This window comes from Acinetobacter sp. C13 (assembly GCF_016809775.1).
GTDB lineage: Bacteria > Pseudomonadota > Gammaproteobacteria > Pseudomonadales > Moraxellaceae > Acinetobacter > Acinetobacter pittii.
On sequence record NZ_JAFBJL010000002.1, the window covers coordinates 929,816 to 953,490 of the forward strand.

The following is a 23,675-nucleotide window of genomic DNA, read 5'->3' on the forward strand; positions in this document are numbered from 1 at the left end:
GACTGGATTATAACGAGTTATTTATTTTAATGTTGATTGTGCAGTAACCATTATTAAATTATTTGAGTAGCTCTGATGTGCACTTTTTAAGCCAATAATTAAATAGTTTTTATTGCTTGGTAAATTTTATAACTTTTTCTATTTACTATTTAAGACCTTATTTGATAACTCAACAACATATAATTCAAACTGTTTTGCTTCCTTATTAGTATTAAAAAACCGCTTATTTTAATATAAACGGTTTTATTAAAATAAAGTTTTACTGCAGTCCAAAACTAGTGATGGCCTTGTGAAACTCCACCATTTCCATCAGGAAGACTAATTCGAATATTTTGCATCATGCCTTGATCTTCATGATCCAAAATATGGCAGTGCAATACAAAGTCACCGATGTAGCGTTCGTACTTGGTTCTCACAATGACTTTATAATTGGCTCCTTGTACGTTTTTAACCCAGATTGTGTCTTTCCATGTCCCTTTTAGACCGCGATATTGTGGATCAGGGGCAGCCGTTTTGTCATAGTCATCCACGGCATTTATATCACTGACATCTTTACCGTTAGGGTCATACACTGCCACGACTTGAAATGGGTTTACATGAATATGAAAAGGGTGGCTGGCTAATTTAGAGGTGAGTATCCATTCATCGGTTTTGCCTAACTCGAGCGTACGGTCAATTCGATCTGGTTGATACGGTTTTCCATTCACCTGAAACTGAACTGGATCAGCATTTGTATCAATATTAAATTCTAAAAATTGTTTATTTGCTGTTGCTGGTAAGTCCTGATGAGGAACAAAATGACTAAGCTTTAGATTTTGTTGTAAATCTTGAAGCACAGCAGGACGCATATCTGGGGCAATATTGCGTACTGCATTATTGCTTAACGCCGTTGTTAAAGACTGAGGTGTTGAAGTGGCTTTATTAACTTGAATGATACCCAGCAAGCGTCTTTGTGAAAATGTACGGTCTACGTTAGCCGAAGCTGACGCCGCTTCATCAACTAAACAATAACGGCCTTCTTCAGGAAATTGCATTAATGCATCATAACGGTAACCCGGTTGAAAAACGGTAACTGTTTTATCCATAACCTGTTTAAAGGTTAGACCATCTGCTGCAATCAGGTGTTGGTTTACAATAGGCCCTGTACAGCTCTCACTTAATAATTTCTTTTCACCCATTGGGGTCAAATCGAGTTTGGAAGGAATATTTTGCATTTGCCGAACGCTTAAGTTGATACTGTCGCGGACACCTGCATGTACCATTCGCCAACGCTCAACTTGTCCTGCAACCGCTTGAGTAATGAAAGGTTGTATTTCGCCATTAATACTCGTATATCGGCCTGATTTCCCCCAATCACCAGGGCCAAACCCCTGATAATCTCTAATTTCACCAATTTGATTGTTTTGGCAAATATAGTTGCCATTACTATCGGTTTCGATATTTCCGTTAGCATCATAGCAAGCATATTGGATTTGCTGAAAAACTAACGTTCTTTCTTTGAAACCATAAGTGAGTAAATCTAAATCACCTGTCTTATTTGGGGTAGGCTGACGATATCCACGAATAATTAAAGCTCCCGCCATACCACTTGCAACTTGAATAGCGGTTGAACCATGTCGATGTGGGTGATACCAAAATGTTCCTGCTGGATGATCGGGTGGAATGTTGTATTCATATTGGAAATTAACACCTGGATTAATCGAAATTAAAACGTTATCACTATTTCCTGCTGGGTTAATCCATAAACCGTGAGTGTGCATGTTAGTGCCATCAAAACAATGGGGTTTATTCACATCAAAATGATCGCCAGTACAACTTGGGTCTTTAGGAAATTTTTTGTGAGTAATCGGGTCTATATCAAGTTGATTATCTAAGTTTGCTCGTACAGTTTCTCCCGGAAATACTTCAATCGTCGGAGCAATATAAGGTGTATTGGGCTGTGTATCTGTACCTTGATAACTACGTAAAACAACTTCGTCATAACGATTTGTCGCTGGGTTCCATAGTTTGTTCCTCGTTTTTTTAACCTCCCATGTAAATAATGCTTCATTTGAAGATTGCATTTGCGGCGTATTTGTTGATGACACTGTCGGGTTGGGTGCAGCAAGTAATGCAACATGTTTACGTGCAACAGTCATATCGGGTGGGTCTTCTAATATACGGTCAGAAGAATCATTTGCTGATACACACCAACTTACTAAAGTTAGAGGCGTGCATAATATTAAATGAACTATTTTCATAATGAATAGTAGGCCTGAAAAAATCAGGCCTCTCCCTTAATTATTATTTTGACGTTTCTAAGCGAACCTGAGAAATACTCAAGCCTTGAGAGCTTACTTTTTCTTTCACTTGATCAAGCGTTAAATCAGTAGCAACAAACTGAACTTCTAAGTCTTCAGCAGCCATGCCTAATTGCTTAACTTGATCACTGACTTGATAGACCAATTGGCCAATATGACCTGGGTGTCCGCCGTGTTCATGATCTAACACACCGAAGTAGTTAATTGTGGCAACATAAATTTTTTGGTCAGGTTTATTTTTTGGAGATAGATAAATCTTATAAGTTAGATTTGGATTACCAATCATTTGGACATTATCTAATATTAAATAAGTTTGTCCTGATGAGAGCTTTGTTTGAGTAAGTTGACTTGAGTTTTCTAGGAAACTTGCAGTTTGAGGGGCTAAAGCTACTTTTTGAGTTACACCCATAAGCTTAATGCTTTTATTACTGCTAACTGGTTTATGATTCATTTTAAATAGATTTGCTTTTTCAGCACCTTTACTGCTCATGACAGTAGCTTCAACTTTACAAGCATTTTCATTGGTATATCGCACTGGGATTTTACCGGGGGTGAATACATCAGCAATGGTCATGGTGACTTTGTTGCCGTTTTCATCTGCAAAAGTATATCGGGTGTCATACCAACTATCTGGCATACCTAAATTTTTCTTGGCCCATTCAAGCGTAATGGGTTGCCCATTTGCTTTTTTATTTAACCAACATTGCCATAAGCGGTCGATATTTGCATGGTGCATATAAAATACGGGGTCTAAGCCTGCAATAGGTACAAATCCCATATCTGGTAGTACACAGTTTTTACCGACCGCACAGTGCATGACACCATGGGGTTGAGACTGTAATTGGTTAGAGAAGTCAGTGAAGTTATCCCATTTAAATGCTTGAGCAGCGCTGGCATTGTCTGGATCTATGGCGCTGATATTTGCATTTAAACCCGGTGTACGGTACTGATCATATAAAGTCCCAGCCTGTTTACCCCGGACCAATTGAGGGAGTGCTAAGCCTTTACCATTAGCAGCTTTTTCTTGGTAATAATCCCAATAAGGAAGAGAGTAATCTTGCCCAACATATTTACGTACTGTTCGCTCATAAAAATAAAGCATCATACGGTGCCAAGGTAAGAAATTTAAATTGCCATGTTGGCATGTACCCCAAACGTCATCGGTAAAGCCATCATTTGGGACTGGTGAATTTTGAATATGCTTATAGTAACTGTCACATACTGCTTTACTATATATCTCTAAACACTGTGGCATACGGTATTGATTAACATAATAAGCTTTGTCTGTTGCATGTTTACCTGTACCAAAATAGCCATGTGTATTGGCCCAGTAATTAAAGCTTGTACGAAACTCTGGTGATAAAGGGGGAGCATTATTATTTGCTCGCATTTTTTCCAAACCCTTTTGTAATGCGCTTACTTTGGCTGGATCTTTTGCAAACTCCGTGGCACTCATTCGTAGTGAGTCAGCATGAGTCGTTAAGCTCATACCACACAATAGAGTTCCTAAAATATAATAATTTCTCTTCATGATTTTAAATCCTTGTCATGTTTAATATTCTTATATTTGATTATTAGTAATGTATGAATTTACCCTTGGTTTGGGTAATTCTTAATCTAATCTAGCATATAAAGAAGTTTTAATTAAAGGTTTATATTTAATATTAATAATGAAAAAATTTAATTTTAAATCCTGTAATTTTTTAGAAAAACTTAAGTATTTAGTATATTGTTTCTAATAGTTTTTTATTAATAATTAAAAGGTTTTTTAAAATAAAAATAATTATATTTTTGCTTAATTTGTTTTGTTTTATTAAATTTATGGGTTTAAAGTCTCATTATTAAATGAAATGTTAGATGTGAAGATTTTTGATTAAAATTAAATATTAAAAATTATTTTATTTGAATGGTTAGCATGCATGCTCTAAAGGTTTTGTATAGGGCTATCTATATTTTGACTTTTAAAATAAAAATTACAATTGCATGATTATTAAGTTTATTTTGTAATTTTGGCATTTTTATTGCTTAATTACTCTTATCTTTAGTACAACATTTGATTTACTAACTTATAAATGATGATTCAAACCGTCTTGCTCTCTTATAGTGTCTTTTTTATATGAAAAATGCACCAAATAGGCACGTCTTTTTATTTTGCACTATATTTGTGCGTTGGATGCTGTAATGAAGTCATTGGTTTCAATACTCACTTTACTCATTCTATGCGGATGCTCTTCATCTGAACAAAGTAGAAAAACTAAAGAAAACTTGGCAGCCCATTCGATATGTGTTTTTGATAGTACAGATACAAAAGTCTGTGTAGCCAAACCAGCACAAAGAATTGTTTCTTTATTTGAGTCGGGTTTAGATGGCTTATATATGCTAGGGCAAGGCCATAAAGTGATTGGTATACCAGCCGAAGTATACATCCAGCCTTTATTATTTAATGCCTATTCAAAAATAGATAAGCGTATCGCCAATAAACAGCTTGCGACGCCTTCACAAGGGGCAAATGCAACCAATATTGAAAGTCTCGTATTGTTAAAACCTGATCTGGTGATTTTGGGGAGCGGGCAAACCCAAACGATTGACCTGTTGCGGCAGTTTGGCATTGCTGTATATGTCATGGAGTCCGGCACTTATCAGCAAGTAAAAGAAGAGTTATCAGAAATTGCTGTTCTGAGCGGTGCCCAAAAGCGTGCTCAAGAAATTTTAAATTTCTCAGATGAAATTGTGGCGGAAGTTGCAGCAAAAACGGCACGTCAGCCAAATAAACAATCGATTTACTATGCTTGGTCTGGTGGCCGAATTTTTTCTACCTCGGGACGTCAGTCTATTACCAATGACTTTATTGAACTCGCAGGTGCTTACAACATTGTTCAGACCAATGCTAACCAGCCCAATGTAAATCCCGAGACTTTAATTGAATGGAATCCCGACAATATTGTGCTTTGGAATACCAACCCTAAACTGATTTATGAACGAAAAGAATTACAAGGTTTAAGCGCTGTACAAAACCGTAAGGTATTTAATTTGAGTCCTGCATTTATATATAACCCACACACCATCAAAATCATTATTACGGCGATTTATTTGAATCATAGTATTTATCCCGAACAGTCCGATTTACCTGTAAGTGCTTTACAACAGCGCATTTTAACTAAGTTGTATGGTGAGCACCTTGCAAAAACGTTGGTGCAATAAATATGGAAAAACTGAAATATTATTGGTTTTACCCTTTACCTTTCCTCATGATTTTTATCTCGCTGCTTATTGGGCCAACTCAGACCTTGAGTGCATGGGACTATACGCTGTGGGGTGTACAAGCAGTTTTTGGTACACCTTATTTTGATGCAGAACAATTTAGACTGATGCAGAACATTATTGTGAATGTCAGGTTGCCCAGAATTTTACTGACTTTTATGGTGGGAGCTGCATTAGCAACCGCGGGTAATGGTTTGCAGGCATTGTTTCGTAATCCATTGGTCGATTCTTATGTACTTGGTATTTCATCTGGCGCTGCGTTCGGTGCAGCCTTGGCACTTTCTTTAAGTTGGCTTTCACCCAATCTATCAGCCTTTATTTTTGGCGTTTGTGCTGTTGGCTTAACGTATTTATTTGCGCATCAAAAACATGAAAGCCAGACGTCTTTAGTGATGGTGATTTTATCAGGCATGATTGTTTCGGGGCTGTTTTTAGCAGGACTTACAGTTATTCAATACTTAAGTGATCCATTTAAATTACAAGCGATCGTGCAATGGACCATGGGCAACTTACATCAGGCGTCTTGGCAAAAGGTCCAATATGCCGTGCTACCGATCTGTATTGGCCTTGCCGGATTATTTGGGATGCGTTGGCGCTTAAACTTGATGGCACTTGGTGCTGAAGAAGCGCAGGCTGTGGGTGTTAACCCAAGATGGGAACAACTGCTTTTAATTGCTCTAGTCACAGTATGTACGTCAACTTCTGTAGCCGCTGCAGGCATTATTAGTCTATATGGGCTCTTTATGCCGCATATTGTGAGAATGTTGGTTGGGCCAGATCACCGCTATAGTATTCCTGCCAATATGGTGTTGGGCGGTAGTTTTTTACTGTTGATTGATAACTTTTCTCGGGTTTTACTTACGTTTGAAATACCGATTGGTATTTTTACCATGCTACTTGGCGCGCCATTTTTCTTATTATTAATGAAAACTCAGAGGACTCATTGGGCATGATTCAAATTGATCAGTTAAATTATGCCTATGGGCATAAACAGGTTCTTAAAAATATTCATCTGGAGTTTCCTGAAAATCAGTTTTCCGTCATTTTAGGACGTAATGGCTGCGGAAAATCGACACTTTTTAAGCTGATGGCGGGTCTAGAGTCCGTAAAAGATGGATTAATCCGTTACTCTGGAAAACCATTATCGGACTTTAAAGGTAAAGATCGGGCTGCATTGCTCGGCTTTTTACCGCAGTTTCATAAAACCGTATTTCCATTTTTGGTTAAAGATGTAGTGATTACAGGACGTGCCGCTTTCAGCAGATATAGGCCTTCAAAGTCAGACTGGGAGCGTGTAGATCAAGCTTTGCTTGATTTAGACATCGAGCATTTGCGTGACCGTCCTTATACCGAGTTATCGGGTGGCGAAAGACAATTGGTCATGATTGCCCGTATTTTAGTGCAAGCCCCAAAAGTCATTTTGCTCGATGAGCCAACCAATCATCTCGATGTTTATTACCAGTCTTATTTAATGAAAAAGTTGCGTCAGTTATCGCGGCAAAATTTTACGGTGATTGCGATTATGCATGATCCCAATTTAGCTTTTTTATTTGCAGATCATCTGTTTTTTATGCGCCAACACGAAGTGGTTAAGCCTGAGTCAAAAACACGAATAACTGATCCAAAGTTTTTAAAAAGTGTCTACGATGTTGAGTTCCATGAAGCCATGATTCAAGACAAAACGATTGTGATACCTGATCATTCTTGGCTATGAATATGTTGAATTATCAAGTAGTGGGCAAAGTAGACTATGAGTCTGCGGTAGAGTTTGCACTTTATACAAGACAGTTGTTATTCCCAGAAATCTATCATGGGCAAGTTCCCAAAGATTTACAAAATTTTGAGCAACATTATGTCCATGACCCATTGGGCTGCTTCATTAGGGTAAAAGATCAAAACCGTATTATTGGTACTATTGCATATCGGGCGTATGACCATCGTTTTGATTTAAATTTGCCATCTAATACAGTGGAAGTGGTTAAGTTGTTTGTATTGCCTGAATACCGCCGTAATGGTATCGCAACTCAGCTATGTGACATGTTGTTTAGCCATGCAAAAAACAATGAAATTACGACTTTGTATTTGCACACTCATCCATTTTTGCCAGCGGCTGAAAAGTTTTGGCGGCTCCAAGGTTTTGAGGTTATTCAACGGGAATGGATTGATACCTATGACACCATTCACATGAGTAAATCTTTATAGTGCTTTATCATGCGCATGAAATCTTTTTTGAAAATGGGTAGGCGGATAACCCATAATTTTACTAAACATTGCGGTAAAAGCTGCCGAGTGTTCATAGCCCAAACTAAAAGCAATTTCAGTAATTGAGATATTTGCTTTTAACGCATTTAAAGCATAGATGATGCAGACTCGATTACGCCAAGCCTGAAAGGACATGCCAGTTTCAGACTTAAACCAGCGGTGAAAAGTCCGTTCACTTTTATTGTGTTCATGTGCCCAATCTTTAGGACTACTATGAATATCAGGATGCTGCATAAACTCGGCACATTGTTTAGATAGTAACGTGTTGTGAGGCAATGGAATAAACAGAGGCAGGGCTGGTGCAGCTTCTAACTCATATAACAATAAATCGATAAGAGCGCCGTCACGTCCTGAGTGCTGGTAGTCAACAGGTAGCTGATTAGCCTGAATGAGCAGTTGATGTAACAAAGGCGAGACTTGTATAACCTCGCAATAGTTTGCTTGTCTTGGTGCATGGCCCGCTTCTATATACAAACTATAAGTACTGACTTTAGATAGCCATACCCGATGTGGTTTACCTGCAGGTATCCATACACCGCTGTACGGTAACACGAGCCATTGACCGTCTTCAGTCTCAACTTTCATGAGTCCTTCGGGCGCATATAAGAACTGTGCACGGCGATGGCTATGCGTATCTAACAAAGTATCAGCAGGATAGTCCGATCCTAACGCTAAAACCGCTTGTGGTAGATGGTCTACATCGTTAATTGGAATATTACGCATATATTTTTGGCTGAAAAAAATAAAAAGATGGCTTTTCTACGTTAGTTTGCCATAGAGCTATTTTATATCATGCCTCTATAAACGTGAGGAAGATAATCATGCTATATGAGCTATTTCTATTTGGATTACTTTCAGGCATAACCACTTGGTTATTTGGCTTTGGTGGTGGTTTTGTGGCTGTACCTTTGCTTTATACAGTCATTATTCAAAAGTGGAGTAATGAAAGTAATATCGGCATATATGCCATGCAAATCGCTGTAGCTACATCAGCTTTTGTCATGCTGTGTTCGGCAAGTTTTGCAACCTTCCGACACTATCGTTCTGGGCTGATAGATTGGCAAAAAATCCGCTTTTTATGGGGTGGTATCGCATTTGGTGGAATTGTCGGTGCAGTAATGGCCTCATTATTTAATGGAAATTGGCTTCGCTGGATATTTATGAGCTATGTGTTCGTAACGATTATTGATTGTTATTACCGACCAGGGTTTATGGTGACATCACGGCAAAAGCAAAACTATGGTCAGAACAGCGAACTCATTAAAGGGGGAATTATTGGTTGGGTTGCGGCACTTTTAGGTGTAGGAGGAAGTGTAATGACGGTTCCTTTATTACGGCGGCGGGGTAGTTCTATGGCAGAGGCTGCGGCTATAGCAAACATTCTCACGCTGCCTTTGTCTTTAACTGCAACACTGACCTATTGTGTATTGTCACTTTGGCAATCTACACCCAACGGATTTATCGGCCTAATCTGGTTTGAAGCTGCATTATTTTTGGTTGCAGGGACATGGATCGGGCTATATTTTTCAGAAAAATTTATTTCAAAAATACCTGATTTATGGCGGGCAAAGTTGTATCCGCTACTTTTAATAATGGTTCTACTAGTCATGCTTTTAGTAAATTAATTTTTAATTTCAATTGTTTGAAGAATAATTTTTCTTAAATAACAAATCTCTAAATGCTCTAAAAACTGTAAATTTTATGTCTTAAATGGCTTTGAAAAAAGTTTGAAAAATAGACTTGAAATATATAGTGGCTTTATGCCACTATATATTCATCGAAGGTCATCAGACAAAAAGAGGATGATATGGCTATCCAGCTTTTAGATGCGGCAAGAAATGCAATTCCAGTGAAATTCACGCAGTTTTCTGGTGGCGAGCGTCATGTTCAAATTGATGAGAAAACATTGAATTCACTATCTGGCAAGGTATTGATCCGTGCAAAGATGGCCTCAAGTCACGATGTGATGGACTATTTGTTACTTGAAAATATATTGCTGACTCAGGGTTTAACCATTGACCTAGAAGTTCCATATTTTCCATATGCACGTCAGGACCGTATTTGTGCAGTAGGCCAAGCGTTCTCGCTTGATGTGATGACGAAGTTACTCAACATCAATGCAGAAAAAAAAGCGGGCAAACAAGGCAAGATCACTGTTTGGGACTGTCATAGTGAAGTAACGGCAGCCTTACTCGCTGCCAATACTTCTTTTAGCGAAGTTGTAAACATCAGTTCAGTCGACATCATCGCAAAGAGTGAAGCGCTAAGCACATTGTTAAAAGATGAAAAAACAGTGCTGGTTTGCCCAGACAAAGGCGCAAAAGCGCGTACACAAATGGTTGCAGATGCTTTTAATGGTGAGCGCAAACAACCAATCACTGTTGTTCAGTGTGATAAAAAACGTGACCCAGTGACTGGCAAAATTTTAGGTACACATGTACATGCAAAGGATTTATTAGGCCTAACAGCGGTCATTACCGATGACATTTGTGATGGCGGTGCAACCTTTATTGGTATTGCTAAAGAACTCCGTCGCCTCAATTGCCATAAGGTCGTTCTATACGTGACCCACGGTATTTTTAGTAAAGGTATAGAGGTTTTTGATGGACTGCTAGATCAACTATTTACCTCAGACAGCTTTCCACAACAACCATCAGACAAAATTTCAGTAATTGCTTTTGCAGCAAAATAAAGAGAACAAAGATGACGATTAAACTTAATCCATTAAACGCTATCGATTTTTATAAAGCTGATCACAGACGTCAGTATCCAGAAGGCACAGAGTACGTGTATGCAAACTTTACGCCGCGTTCATCTCGACTCGCCAAGATGTTACCTGACTTTGACGATAAAGTGGTGTTCTTTGGTCTTCAGGGTTTTATCAAACACTTTTTAATCGATACATGGAATGAAGGCTTTTTCAAACAACCTAAAGACAAAGTAGTGGCTGCTTATAAACGCCGTATGGATAGTTCATTAGGTGAAGGTGCTGTACCAGTTGATCACATTGAAGCATTACACGACTTGGGTTATTTACCTTTACGGATTAAAGCTTTGCCAGAAGGTAGCCGCGTCAATATGCGTGTACCCGTGCTTACCGTAATTAATACCGCCCCGCGTTTCTTTTGGCTAACTAACTATATTGAAACTGTGTTAAGTGCTGAACTTTGGAAAAGCTGTACTACGGCCACTATTGCCTATGAATACAAACGTTTATTAACTCAATACGCTGTAAAAACTGGCGCACCACTCGATTTTGTGCCTGTGCAAGGACACGATTTTAGTAGCCGTGGCATGAGTGGAGTTTATGATGCTGCTCAGACTGGTGTGGGTCACTTAACTAGTTTTATTGGAACAGACTCGGTTGCTTCAATTGACTACGCAGAAGAATATTACAATGCCACAGGGGTGATTGGGATATCTGTACCAGCGACCGAACACAGTGTAATGTGTATGGGCACAGAAGACAGTGAGCTAGAAACATTTAAGCGTTTAATTTGCGAACTTTATCCGGCGGGTGTTGTCAGTATCGTGTCTGATACTTGGGACTTTTGGCGAGTGATTACCGAGTTTACAGTAGCGTTGAAACCTGAAATTTTGGCAAGACAACCGAATGCTTTAGGCTTGGCTAAATTGGTTTTCCGTCCAGACTCTGGTGACCCAGTTAAAATTATTTGCGGCGACCCAGACGCCGAAATCGGCAGCCCAGCATATAAAGGTGCAGTTGAATGTTTATGGGAAGTGTTTGGCGGTACAAAAACTGACCAAGGCTATAAAGTACTGAATGAACGTGTTGGTTTAATTTACGGTGACTCAATTACCCTAGACCGTGCACAGCGTATTTTAGAAGGGCTAGAAGCCAAAGGCTTTGCTTCAAACAACTTGGTGTTTGGTATAGGCAGCTTTACCTATAACTACTTAACTCGCGATACTTTTGGATTTGCTGTGAAAGCGACTTGGGGACAAGTGAATGGTGTAGGCCGTGAGTTGTTTAAAGACCCAATTACTGACTCAGGTGTGAAAAAATCTGCGAAAGGTCTATTACGCATTGAAGAAAGTGAAAATGGCTTTACCTTGTTTGATCAGCAAACGGCCGAGCAAGAACAAGGCGGAGCACTAAAAACCGTCTTTGAAAATGGTAAACTTCAATATGAGTGTACTTTGGATCAAATTCGTGAGCGTTTATCCATCGCATAACTGAGTTTAGTTGAGCCGTTGCGTGTGTATCGGCTCATCATTTTTATTGAGAGGCTGAACGTGACTATTCAAACTGAACAAGAATTCCTTGCCAGTTATGATCGCCGAGATTATGACGCACCTTTACTCACTGTAGATATGGCTATTTTCTCGGTATTTAATGGTCAGTTACAGGTATTACTCATTAAGCGGCCCAACTTTCCAGCCAAAGACCAATGGGCTTTGCCGGGTGGTTTTGCCGATTTAACTCATGATCAAGACTTGATGGCAACGGCCTATCGTAAGCTGGTCGAAAAAACAGGGATTGCTTCACCTTACTTGGAACAAGTTGCTTCTGTGGGCAATGCTAAACGTGACCCGCGTGGCTGGGCAGTAACCATTTTGTATTTTGCATTAATTGATTTTAATGCCTATCAACATCAAGCATTAGCTGAATACAGTGAATGGGTGCCTGTAGCAAAAGCAAAAGATTTAGCATTGGCGTTTGATCATAATGAATTGCTTAACTTGGCATTAGAGCGTTTAACTAATAAAACTCGCTATACCGCATTGCCAGCTAGTCTAATGCCCGAGTTATTTACACTGACCGAGCTGCAGACTATTTATGAAATTATTCTTGGGCAATCCTTAGATAAAAAAGCATTCAGGCGCCGTATGATAGAAGCAGGCGCAGTTGAAGAAACCAACCACAGTAAAATTGTGGGTAAACGACCAGCTCAGCTTTACCGTTATGCACTCGATTCCTTCGATTTTATATTCCCTCGCTCACTCGAATTACCCAGAAATAAAGAGGGTGAAGATAAGCAAAACAATGAGCTTTCTGACTAGCGCATATTTATGCGCTTTTGATTTATAATGCCGCGCTTATGATTGATGTCATGTTTTGATAAGCACTTTGCCTATGTCACACGTTTCTCCCTGCTTCCAGCAAAACCAGTTTTTTGTGTTGGTGGAGTACCTCACTTCACTACATGAAATTTATCCTGTAAGACATGAGTTTGCAGGGTATCCCGCTGCAATGACATTGGCAGATCGTGTACATTCAGATCATGATATTGCGCCGCTTGAGGCCAGCAAAAGTTATCCTGACACAATTGATAAAGTCTTACACTTTTCAGGTAAGGCCCGAGACATACAAGACTTTGAGCATTTTTTAAAGCAAGCTCAAACAGCCAATATTCAAAACTTGTTATTGCTTACAGGCGATAAACTCAAAGAACACCATAATGGGCGAGATGGACAGCCTCGTAGTCGTTACCTAGAGTCGGTAAACGCCGTAATGGCAGCTAAGCAACACGGCGGGTTTCGTATTGGCGTTGCTTTTAATCCGTTTAAATATGTCGAAGCTGAGCGTGATGCACAGTATTTAAAACTGCATAAGAAGATTAAAGCAGGTGCAGACTTTATCATTACGCAATTGGGCTATGACATTGAAGCCTTAAAACAAGCTAAATCATTTTTAACTAAGAACAATTATTCGCAGCAAATACTGGCTTGTGTCATGCCACTGACTTTGAGCCGTGCCAATTTTATGGTGAAGCATAAAGTTGCCGGTATTGTAATTACCCCGTACATGTTAAAAGTTTTGGCAGACGAAAAACAGGCAGGACATACAGACCGAGTTTATTTGCGCTGTGCTTTACAGATTTTGATATGTAAAAAGTTAGGGTTTGCAGGAATTCACTTATCTGCCTGCCATAAGCCAGAAGAGCAAATGTTGCTTGAAAGCTACATTGAGCAATACAGACATCTGGAGCTTGAGGCCTTAGAAGAGCTTTGGAATTCACTTTGGCAAGTCACGACGGGCAAAGAGTTTGCGCCTGAAATTGCTCGTTTTTCTCGCCAGCCTACATCTAAACAATTAATTAAATATCGCCAGCTACATGTTATGCATGAAGCAATGTTTGGATCAAAAATTGCCAAAGGGCTTGGACGTTTTATTTTTAAAGCGTCATTTTGGGAAAATACTTTGGTCGCCAAACTCCTACTTAAAACAGAAGTGCTCAGTAAACATAGCTTAGTGGGCTGTGAAACCTGTGGTCAGTGCCGTTTAGGTGACACTTTATATATTTGCCCTGAAACATGTCCAAAAGGTTTAGCCAATGGGCCTTGTGGCGGTACAACTTTAGATCGCTGCGAATTTGGTGACCGTGAGTGTATTCACTCAGTCAAAGCAAGACTTGCTAAAGCTGTTGAACAAACCGAAATATTAAAAGAGAAACTGATTCCAACTGTACCTATTGAAACGCGAGGAACCAGTTCTTGGAAAAATTGGTATTTAGCGACTAAGGCTTAAGATTTAAAACCATATTAAATTTTAGAAAAAATGCTTAACCATCTGAGAGTGTTTTTTCTTAATGTGACATTTAGTAACCAGTTTGTTAAAGTTGGTATACTTTATAACAAATGGTGAAATTCATGAAAAAAATTATTTTAGGGAGTATGTTAGCGGCTGCTTTTCCCGCATCATTTTTACATGCTTTAGCTCCAAAAAATGGAGATAAGCCAACTTATTGTGAGCAAATTGTTTCGGTGCATGGCTTACTAACCAGAGCACAGTTTGAATGTGGATATAGTGAATATAACAATGAGTTAATCTCGGATTCAGCCAAGTGTTTTCAGTATGAACTTGGTGATGAATATGGGAAAAAAGTTCTTATGTTTGGCATGAAAGAATTTGACCGTAATGTGAAAAAAGACGGGAAGAATAGAACTTGTAATAATTTATTAAAAGAATTTCCAGAGTACGTAAGGAAGTAAAAATGAAATTTATTTTGATTATTGGCTAATTTAAAAATATTGATATTTGATAGGTTTTTATATGAAGAAGATTATTTTATTTTTATCTTTAACTGTATGCACTAATTTATTTGCAATCACTGTTGATGATTTAGGTTATAAGTCTATTTTTAGGACATTTTATCCAAACATGTTTTATGTTTCGATGGAAGATAATGATTATGATGGGAATGAGTTGCCAAAAGCAGGAATCAAAGAAACAAAAAAAGAATACTTGGCGTTAATGTATCCTGTAGAGCAATATAAGAATGCAAACCATGAAGATAGATACTTAGTTTTAATTAAAAAGCGTGAAATTGATAAAGATTCTTACACGATAATTAATGGTAAATGGAAAAAAATAGACTCAAATACTTATAAGTTTTCAGATACTTGTCACGCATGCTCCAGTGCTAAAGCTGACATTTATATATTTAAGAAAAGTGTTAATAATAAATATGATTTAGTTTCAAGGACATTTTCAAATTTTTCACCTCCTAGTGCATATGGTGATTTAGACTTAAATATTAAAGGGTTGGGTGATCGTATAGTTGAAACTGGAATTAATGAAGTTGGCTTTTTCGATGATTCATTTAGCAATACCAATTATGGAGTCACTGACAATTTACTTTATTTAATTCGTCTAAATGAGTCGAAAATATCAGGATATAGTATTGATTTGAGTTCAGGAACTAACGATGGAGAATATGAAAGTAATTCACCATTATCTTATGAATACAGTTCTGTGTATAAAACTCTAGAAAGTCAAACCTCTCAGGTTTACCCTGTTGAAATGAGATTTAAAGGTGATGTTTTTAATGAAAAAACAGGAAAGATTGAAAATTATAATAAAATTAAACGTTTTAAATATAATCCGATGAAAGACAAGTATGAACTGATTTCAGAGACTGATTACTAAATCAATTTTATCCTGAGAAAGATAAGAGAGCCGAGCTACATAAACGTATAAATACTCATCCTTGGTATTTACCACCAATGTTGCTAAAGCTCTTGAACAAACTGAAATACTAAAAGAGAAATTGATTCCAACGGTACCACTTGAAACGAGAGGGACCAGTTCTTGGAAAAACTGCTATTTAGCAACAGAAGCTTAAGTTCTGTACTAACCCGTGATTTGAATTTGTTAAAAAATCAATGATAGGCTAAAGCACGGCAATAATTTAAAAATAACAATCGATTGCCTTAATTATGTCCAATCAAAGTGATCACCTAGGAGTATACTTAAAGCAAATCTTTTGCGTTAAAGGAAAGGCTCTCTCAATGAAAAAATTGGTTGCTGTACTTACTGTAATTGTTGTTTTAACTGGATGCGTTTACGACCCTGTTAATTACAACAAAATACACGACCAAGAATTCCAAGATCACCTCAGGCAAAACGGTTAGCAATAAAAAACCCACTCAATGAGTGGGTTTCATTTTTGGTTCTAGTAATCTCTTTGCCTCCCCATGAAACAATTGTGGTCCAAAAAGGTAAGAGACTTCTTTATGACTCAATTTATTCTTCATTTATACATTTAAATCTGATTTCAGTTTTAGGAAAGTTACCCAAAATATAGGGTGGTTTTGCATCAATAGTTTCTAGGACATTAACGAATTTATTTGTTTTTTGACATTCTTGATATGCTTCCCTCATTGCTTCTGCTTTAAGCGTTCCCATTCCACTAAACCCAGTAGCAGCTTGTCGTGAGACCATATAAGTATTATTTCCCATAGGTACAATACCTGAATTTGCAGCGCATCCTACAATTAATGAACTACAAATCGTTATTAAAAATTTTTTATTAAAGGAAGTAATAAGCATAAAATTTTGATCCAATAAATAAATTTTTTAAATTAAGCAATTCTTAAGATTACTATTTATTTTCTTGTGTGACAATTAGTAACCAGTTTGTTAGATTATGTGAACTTTATAAAACTGGTTAAATCATGAAAAAGAATATTAGTTTACTAATTTTAAGTATTGGTATAGTTGGTTGTGCTTCTCCAGCCTACAACTATCAAGCCGTCCCTAAAAATATAAGCAAGCCACCAATTGGCTCAGTTAATAAAGCATTTGTAGGGGATCAAATGCTTGAACAAGGTATAGTGGTTGATCGTGAAGTTCTAAATGTACCTGAAAATATTAAAATTAGCTTTGCCTATTCACTTACTTCGGGCATTTACTTAAAAACAGGCCAAAATGAAAAAGGGCAATATTTTCAGCCATTCAATACTGTAAGCGGTGGGGGTATGGTTCAGAAAAACCCTTTAGCTGACCCATTTAAAGTAGTTATGCTTGATAATGAAAGTAAGCTCTGTGTAGTAACAGTATTTAATGCAAAAAACTGTACTGATAAACATCAAGCTATCATGAAGACTGTAGCAATTGCATCAGATAATTCCTTCCAACAAACATTAATTTATAGTGGAAAATTTGGAAATAAAATTAATGTAGGCTACCGTGAATTTTCAAGTAATCAAGCACGTCCTGCATTCAATAATGATGTTGAATATGATTTAAGCCAATCTAAACAAATAGGATATAAAGGCGCTTTATTAGAAGTAATTGACGCTACTAATCAAGATATCACTTACAAAGTTTTGAAGAATTTTAATAAGGTGGATTGAGGTGAAGAAGATAATTTTATTAGTTGCCATAGTGTTGATGCCTAAAATTTGTCTCGCAAATACAAATATAGAGCTTCCTTCCAAGGAAGAGCTTATTAAGATGATTGATCAAAAATACGAAATACAAACAAGAGATAGTAAATGTAAAACTCTGTCTGAATTAGCAAAAGCAATCATGGAAGGGAGACAAAATGGACTGTCTTTTGACTATGTATATAAAACAGCAGATGAAGGAAGTCTTCCTGAAGATATGAAAATGAAGCAACGACAAATAGTTCTTCAGGCATATGAATACCCCCTATATTCTAGCGATGAAGATAAACTTAAAGCGATTGGAAAGTTTCATTTAAAATCTTTCTTGGAATGTAGAAATAGAGGGGTAGAGCAAGATTGGGATTTAAGATGAAAATAGGGTCTTTTACATGGGATGGCGGGAGTTGAACCCGCGTCTTTAACTTATAACTAATATTTACCTACCAAATCAAAAGATAGATATATTATAAAAGGATGGGGTTGGTACTAAGCTCAAAGGAAGCGCTTAACCGATCTTCTCAAAATTCGATGGATTTCGTTAAATAGGTAGACGATGACCGCACTTTTAGAAAAGGATTTCAGCCCATCTGAGTTTACATTGTTCTCTGAAATATTATGGAAACTTGGCTCAGGGAAAGGGCAATACAATTTACGTGAAAATATCCTTGCAGATATTGCCATCTTATTGCGGGCTGATTTCGCCGCATCTTATATTTGGGATTCAACACATAACCTATCGAGAGAAGGCGTGATATGGAAAATCGACCCAAAAGCGATGGAGGACTATGAGTGTGTTTGGCAATTTAATGATCCCATTACGGCACAGCTTCGCAAACGTCAAAAACCAACATTTGTAAATGAAGTAATGCCTCTTACTGACCTTAAAAAAACAGGCTATTACAATGAGTTTTTGAGAGCCTATGGTTTGTATCACGGCATAAATATTTATTTTGTCCGAAATGGTATAGATATTGGCGATTTACGTATTTGGCGTGCAAAAGACGCTAATATGTTTGGTGAGCGTGAAAAAAGAATATTAAATCTGCTTGAACCTTATTTTACTCAAGCTTTACCCATTGATTTATCTACACAATATGGTCTGACTCCACGAGAACAAGAAGTGGTTCATTTAGTCTCTAAAGGTTTGAGTGATAAAGAGGTGGCAAATTTACTTGATATCAGCTTTACCACATTAAGAAGCCATCTGAATAACTCTATGAGAAAAATAGGCTGTAATAATCGCACTGAAATGGCTTTACTCATTCAACATTAAAACAAAAACAATCCTCAATTTTGAGGATACGAATTATCGAGCAATTTGTACTAAGTTCTTAAGATCACAACTTAAATGGATTTTAAGTCATCATGTCAAATGCAGTTGAAAAAAATAATTGGATTGAATTACAGGGTTTAGCAAATGCTTCAGTAGATGTCATTACTCAATTGATTCATGAAAGAAAAGTATCTTGTGAAGAACTTGTGCATCATTACTTTGACTCTATTGAAAAACAGCAATCTTTAAATGCATTTATTAGCACAGATAAAGCTTCAGCAATTCAACAAGCTCAATATTGGGATAAATACCTGCTTAGTGGAAAATCATGTCCAGCTTTAATGGGTATTTTAATTGCGGTTAAAGATAATATTCATGTTGCAGGTTTCCCTAATAGTGCAGGCACACCAGCTTTAGTTGATTTTAAGCCTCAAAGCTCCGCGCCGATTATTCAAAAACTTATTGATCACGGCGCGATTATTGTTGGTAAAACCAATATGCACGAATTGGCGTTTGGGGTAACAGGTTATAATACTGCTATGCATATCGAAGGCGTTGTCGGTACACGAAATGCCGTAAATCCATTGCATATCGCTGGCGGGTCTTCGTCAGGTAGTGCTGTGGCCGTAGCAGCGGGAATGGTTCCAATTTCGATTGGTACAGACACTGGTGCTTCGATTCGTTTGCCAAGTGCGTTAAATGGTTGTGTCGGCTTTCGTCCCACGGTAGGACGATATTCACAAGACAGTATTACCCCAATTTCACATACTCGCGATACCGCTGGCCCTATTGCACACACAGTATCTGACATTATCTTAATTGATCAGCTTATTACTCAAGAGCCAAAGAAAGAACCATTACAGCCACATCAAATTCGGCTCGGTATCCATCCATATTTTTGGAATCATTTAGATGAAGACGTTCATAAACAGGCGTATATTGCACTTGAGCTTTTAAAAGATGCGGGAGTCGAAATTATTCCTGTTGATATGCCGAATTTAGAACAACTTAATCACGCTATTTCTTTTCCTATAGTCATCTATGAAGGTAAATATGATCTTATTCAATATTTAAAACTTCATCATATAGACCTCACCTTAGAGACTGTAATTGATCAAATCTCAAGCCCAGATGTTCAGGCAATTTTTAAACAGAATATTCTTCCCCAATTAATTCAAGATCAGACTGGGCAACTTGTTCCTGTTTTACCTTTTTATGAAAAGGCCATCAGTGAAGCGCGTCCTCAATTGCTTGAACTCTACCAAAACACATTTAAAGCGCATAACTTACATGCTTTATTATTGCCGACGTCACCGATTGTTGCACCACTAGCAAACGAACAAGTCAGTTCAATTGAGAATTTCCAAACACTAATTCGAAATACAGACCCCGGCAGTAATATCGGATTACCAGGGCTGAGTTTACCCATTGGAAAGGGAGTGAAATCGAAACTACCAATTGGGTTGGAAATCGATGGTTTACCTCATCAGGATAGTGAAATACTTGCAATTGGAGTAACTCTAGAAGAAATTTTTAGTGATTTAAATCAGTAAAAAATAATCCGTAAATTCACTAATTTCTGAATAAAAAAGAGTTAAAAAGTAACTCTTTTTTAACATTAATTTTGTTTTTTAATAATATTGGGGTTCTTAGGTGTATGTTGGGTTGGGGCTGGGAGATTCTATATTATTTTACTTAATATAATTAATGAAAAGTTGTCGGAATAGTCTTTTAATAAACGCTTTTTTACTATTTTGACTAAACCAGAATATTTATATTTTATCCTTCTATTAATATTATAAAATTTCTCCATAATTATTTAGCGGTTACATAGATCTTTAAATAACTCTACTTAATTAATACAAATGGAAAGTTAATCTTTAATATTAGTGAAATAAACATCTTTATATGTAAGATTTTTTAAATAACTCAAACTGTGGTAATTATTTGAATTTTAATGGTAATTTTTATATATTTGAGCTGTTTTTATAAGCAATTATTTGAAAAAATATAAAATTACATAATTTTTAAACATAGTTTATATAACTTACTTTATTGACATAAATAGAAAAAATATCTGGCAAAGAGGTCAATGATATTTAATTCACTTAAGAACCATAATTTGCACCAAATTTTACGATGTCACGATTCATTGAATAAAACCAAGTGAAAAGTTACGTAAAAAAGAAATCAATAGTTTTATTGACTTAAATAAAAAATCGAATATTACAAATAAGCGGAATGAATATGGATAACGTAGCTCAGCTAGAAACTGATACTAATTTCCAAAGTCGAAAGAAAATAACTTGGGGTGTTTTTAGTGTCCTGCTGTTATTTTTAGTTGCTGGCATCTTATATTATTTTTTTGTATATCGATTCTATCAATCTACGGATAATGCTTATGTGCAAGCCGATGTCACTTGGGTGATGCCAAAGATTTCAGGCGAAGTGATGGAGTTATTAATTAACGATAATCAGGTAGTAAAAAAAGGGGAAACTTTAGCAGTATTAGATCACCGCGATTATCAAGCTCGTTATGATCAAGCTCGTTCAGTAGTCAGCTTGAAAGAAGCTGCACTGGGTGTACAACAACAAAATGAAAAGTCTGCCAAGTCTTCAATTATTGAAGCTCATAGTGGCGTAGTGGCAGCACAAGCTGATTTAACTCGTTTAAGAAAAGAGTTTGAGCGTTATCAAGATTTATTAAAAGATGGGGTAATTACCCGACAAAACTTTGAAGGGGTTCAGTCTCAATATTTAACGGCCCAAGCTCAACTTAGCAAAGCGCAAGCCGCAGTAAATGCAGCAGAAGCTCAGTTGGGAAGCTTACAAGCCAGTCGAGCACAGCTTCTAGCAGATATTCAAAGTGCCAATGCAAACTTAAACCTGTATCAGGTCGATTTGGCTTCATCCAAAGTGGTCAGTCCTGTAAACGGTAAGGTCGGTAGCCTTGCAATCCAGAAAGGTTCACGTGTTTCTCCGCAAACCCGCTTAATGGCGATCATTCCTGAAAATAGTTTGTATGTACAAGCGAACTTCAAAGAAACCCAAATTGAAAAAATGCATATTGGTCAGAAAGTTAAATTAAAACTTGATGCCTACCCAAGCCTGACCTATACCGGAAAAATTGAGAGTTTTTCACCAGCTTCCGGCGCGACTTTCTCACTCATGCCACCAGACAATGCCACAGGCAACTTTAACAAGGTTGTTCAGCGTATTCCTGTGCGTATTGCCATAGATTCAAGCCCACATATTGATTTGATAAAACCCGGAATGTCGGTGAGTGCCACCGTTGACCTAAGAACTTAATAATAAAATTTTAGGTAATAACAAATGAATAAGCACCTTGAGGCCGAGTGGAGATTCCCAGCAAAAACTGCATGGGCAATTTTTGCTGCCATGATTTTTGGCAACTTCATGGCGATTCTTGATATTCAGATTGTGGCGAGTTCTCTAAACGAAGTTCAAGCTGGCATGAGTGCAAGTCGTTATGAAGTCACTTGGGTGCAAACGGTTTATTTAATTGCCGAGATTATTGCAATTCCAATGTCGAGTATTGTCTCACGGGTACTTTCAACACGGGTGTATTACACCATCTGTGCAATTGGTTTTACGGTGAGTTCTTTACTTTGTGCCTTGGCATGGAACTTAGAAAGTTTATTAGTGTTCCGTGGCATACAAGGTTTTATGGGCGGCGGCATGATTCCGACTTCCATGACTGCGTTGTACTTACTTTTCCCAGAACCAAAACGCTCATTGCCTTTGGTGATGTTTGGAATGATCAGTACTTTGGGGCCAGCTATTGGCCCAACCATTGGCGGTTGGCTCACCAATAATTTCTCATGGCACTGGATGTTCCTGATCAATATTATTCCGGGCATCATCATTGCTACGGTCATTTACTCAGGCCCCAATATCGACCGTGCAAACTATTCACTCATCAAAAGTATGGACTGGTTTAGTTTGGTCGGTATGGCCATGTTTTTGGGTGGGCTTGAATATTTCCTTGATGAAGGCGCACGGCATGACTGGCTTGCAGACACAGGCGTTCGGATTGCGTTTATGATCTGCATTGTGGGCGGCATGATTTTCTTCTCTAGAAGTTTTACCCAGCCTAAGCCTTTACTCGATTTGTCCGTATTTAAAAACAAAAACTTTACCTTAAGTGCCATCACGACTTTTGTGATTGGCATGGCGCTCTATGGCTTGGGTTATATGATTCCCGTATTTCTTGGGCAAGTCCGTGAAATGAACAGTAGCCAGATTGGTCACGTCATGATGGTGACAGGCATTGTCATGTTCTGCTTTGCGCCATTTCTTGCATGGCTTATTCCCAATTTTGATACCCGAAAAACCGTATTTGTTGGAATGGTTCTGGCTGGTTTTGGTGTCTGGCTCAATTCACATTTGAGCATTCATAGCGATTATGACTTTATGTTTTGGCCGCAAATTTACCGTGGTATTGGCCTCATGATCTGCCTGATTGTGGTTTCACATTTAGCCATGAGCACTTTGCCACTCAGCAAAGTAGCCGATGCCAGCGGTATTTATAACCTGATGCGTAATATTGGCGGCGCGGTTGGACTAGCTCTTATTAACTCATCTTTAGATTGGCTGACTGCGCTTCATGTCACCCAGATTAATCAGGGGATGACACCGCAAAACTGGATTTTTACAGAAAGACTCGATGAACTCACGGCGCAATATCAAGAAGTCGGCTCAAATGCCCAGCAAATCGCGCTCAGTGTGATTTACCGCGACATTCATTTTCAAGCACTGACATCCAGTTTCAATGATTTATTACGCATGCTCGCAATCATCATGTTTGTGACCGCATTTTTAACCATCTTTATGGATCGGGGGAAGAAAATGAATATGTAGATTTTTAAAAATAAAGGCAGCTTTCAAAGAATGAAAAACAATAGGGCATATCAAAACGTATC

The 23,675-nt window shown here is 37.7% G+C and carries 21 protein-coding genes; 17 read left to right on the forward strand and 4 right to left on the reverse strand.

What is annotated here, in order from left to right:
* Positions 1-275 precede the first annotated feature (275 nt).
* Positions 276-2,240, reverse strand: coding sequence for a multicopper oxidase family protein (locus JGE69_RS09620; RefSeq protein ID WP_199112620.1), 1,965 nt, complete (start codon positions 2,238-2,240; stop codon positions 276-278).
* A 43-nt stretch (positions 2,241-2,283) separates the two neighbouring features.
* Positions 2,284-3,831 carry a tyrosinase family protein gene (locus JGE69_RS09625; protein ID WP_199112618.1) on the reverse strand — a complete coding sequence of 516 codons (1,548 nt, stop codon included), beginning with the start codon at positions 3,829-3,831 and terminating at the stop codon, positions 2,284-2,286.
* A 650-nt stretch (positions 3,832-4,481) separates the two neighbouring features.
* Here JGE69_RS09625 and JGE69_RS09630 point away from each other — a divergent pair.
* The 4 genes from JGE69_RS09630 to JGE69_RS09645 are packed head-to-tail and all read left to right on the forward strand — an operon-like array spanning position 4,482 to position 7,763.
* Positions 4,482-5,501 (forward strand): ABC transporter substrate-binding protein, encoded by a 1,020-nt coding sequence (locus tag JGE69_RS09630; RefSeq protein WP_199112616.1) that lies wholly within the window; start codon positions 4,482-4,484, stop codon positions 5,499-5,501.
* A 2-nt stretch (positions 5,502-5,503) separates the two neighbouring features.
* On the forward strand, positions 5,504-6,514 hold the full coding sequence (locus JGE69_RS09635) for a FecCD family ABC transporter permease (RefSeq protein ID WP_199112614.1): 1,011 nt from the start codon (positions 5,504-5,506) through the stop codon (positions 6,512-6,514).
* On the forward strand, positions 6,511-7,275 hold the full coding sequence (locus tag JGE69_RS09640) for an ABC transporter ATP-binding protein (protein ID WP_199112612.1): 765 nt from the start codon (positions 6,511-6,513) through the stop codon (positions 7,273-7,275). The genes JGE69_RS09635 and JGE69_RS09640 overlap by 4 nt, the downstream gene beginning before the upstream one ends.
* Entirely contained in the window at positions 7,272-7,763 is a 492-nt protein-coding gene (locus tag JGE69_RS09645; protein ID WP_199112610.1) for a GNAT family N-acetyltransferase, read from the forward strand. The genes JGE69_RS09640 and JGE69_RS09645 overlap by 4 nt, the downstream gene beginning before the upstream one ends.
* On the opposite strand, the gene JGE69_RS09650 is transcribed toward JGE69_RS09645, so the two are convergent.
* The gene (locus tag JGE69_RS09650) at positions 7,758-8,546 is read right to left on the reverse strand and encodes an AraC family transcriptional regulator (protein WP_199112608.1); all 789 of its coding nucleotides are present in this window, start codon (positions 8,544-8,546) and stop codon (positions 7,758-7,760) included. The two genes, JGE69_RS09645 and JGE69_RS09650, sit on opposite strands and share 6 nt — an antisense overlap.
* A 98-nt stretch (positions 8,547-8,644) precedes the next feature.
* Between JGE69_RS09650 and JGE69_RS09655 the strand changes: the two genes are divergently transcribed.
* The 7 genes from JGE69_RS09655 (at position 8,645) to JGE69_RS09685 (ending at position 15,717) form a co-directional block, all read left to right on the forward strand.
* Positions 8,645-9,448, forward strand: coding sequence for a sulfite exporter TauE/SafE family protein (locus JGE69_RS09655; RefSeq protein ID WP_199112606.1), 804 nt, complete (start codon positions 8,645-8,647; stop codon positions 9,446-9,448).
* A 182-nt stretch (positions 9,449-9,630) separates the two neighbouring features.
* Positions 9,631-10,515 carry a phosphoribosyltransferase family protein gene (locus JGE69_RS09660; RefSeq protein ID WP_199112604.1) on the forward strand — a complete coding sequence of 295 codons (885 nt, stop codon included), beginning with the start codon at positions 9,631-9,633 and terminating at the stop codon, positions 10,513-10,515.
* 11 nt (positions 10,516-10,526) lie between these two features.
* A complete protein-coding gene (locus tag JGE69_RS09665) occupies positions 10,527-12,020 on the forward strand; it encodes a nicotinate phosphoribosyltransferase (protein ID WP_199112602.1) in 1,494 nt (497 codons plus the stop codon).
* A gap of 60 nt (positions 12,021-12,080) precedes the next feature.
* Entirely contained in the window at positions 12,081-12,848 is a 768-nt protein-coding gene (locus tag JGE69_RS09670) for an NUDIX hydrolase (RefSeq protein WP_000155303.1), read from the forward strand.
* A 73-nt stretch (positions 12,849-12,921) separates the two neighbouring features.
* The gene (locus JGE69_RS09675) at positions 12,922-14,316 is read left to right on the forward strand and encodes a methylenetetrahydrofolate reductase C-terminal domain-containing protein (protein WP_199112600.1); all 1,395 of its coding nucleotides are present in this window, start codon (positions 12,922-12,924) and stop codon (positions 14,314-14,316) included.
* 122 nt (positions 14,317-14,438) lie between these two features.
* Positions 14,439-14,780 carry a hypothetical protein gene (locus tag JGE69_RS09680; protein ID WP_199112598.1) on the forward strand — a complete coding sequence of 114 codons (342 nt, stop codon included), beginning with the start codon at positions 14,439-14,441 and terminating at the stop codon, positions 14,778-14,780.
* A 61-nt stretch (positions 14,781-14,841) separates the two neighbouring features.
* On the forward strand, positions 14,842-15,717 hold the full coding sequence (locus JGE69_RS09685) for a hypothetical protein (protein WP_063098866.1): 876 nt from the start codon (positions 14,842-14,844) through the stop codon (positions 15,715-15,717).
* A gap of 597 nt (positions 15,718-16,314) precedes the next feature.
* Here the strand turns inward: JGE69_RS09685 and JGE69_RS09690 are convergent.
* On the reverse strand, positions 16,315-16,620 hold the full coding sequence (locus tag JGE69_RS09690; protein WP_199112596.1) for a hypothetical protein: 306 nt from the start codon (positions 16,618-16,620) through the stop codon (positions 16,315-16,317).
* 125 nt (positions 16,621-16,745) lie between these two features.
* Between JGE69_RS09690 and JGE69_RS09695 the strand changes: the two genes are divergently transcribed.
* From JGE69_RS09695 to JGE69_RS09720, 6 genes are all read left to right on the forward strand, one after another.
* A complete protein-coding gene (locus tag JGE69_RS09695; RefSeq protein ID WP_068564349.1) occupies positions 16,746-17,426 on the forward strand; it encodes a hypothetical protein in 681 nt (226 codons plus the stop codon).
* Between the two features lies 1 nt (position 17,427).
* Entirely contained in the window at positions 17,428-17,832 is a 405-nt protein-coding gene (locus JGE69_RS09700; protein ID WP_199112594.1) for a hypothetical protein, read from the forward strand.
* A 180-nt stretch (positions 17,833-18,012) separates the two neighbouring features.
* Positions 18,013-18,732 carry a response regulator transcription factor gene (locus tag JGE69_RS09705; RefSeq protein WP_199112592.1) on the forward strand — a complete coding sequence of 240 codons (720 nt, stop codon included), beginning with the start codon at positions 18,013-18,015 and terminating at the stop codon, positions 18,730-18,732.
* Positions 18,733-18,824: 92 nt separating this feature from the next.
* Positions 18,825-20,285 carry an indoleacetamide hydrolase gene (gene iaaH / locus JGE69_RS09710; protein WP_199112590.1) on the forward strand — a complete coding sequence of 487 codons (1,461 nt, stop codon included), beginning with the start codon at positions 18,825-18,827 and terminating at the stop codon, positions 20,283-20,285.
* 694 nt (positions 20,286-20,979) lie between these two features.
* On the forward strand, positions 20,980-22,041 hold the full coding sequence (locus JGE69_RS09715) for an HlyD family secretion protein (protein ID WP_086398730.1): 1,062 nt from the start codon (positions 20,980-20,982) through the stop codon (positions 22,039-22,041).
* 24 nt (positions 22,042-22,065) lie between these two features.
* Complete coding sequence (locus tag JGE69_RS09720; protein ID WP_199112588.1) at positions 22,066-23,613, forward strand: DHA2 family efflux MFS transporter permease subunit; 1,548 nt, start codon at positions 22,066-22,068, stop codon at positions 23,611-23,613.
* Positions 23,614-23,675: the final 62 nt, after the last annotated feature.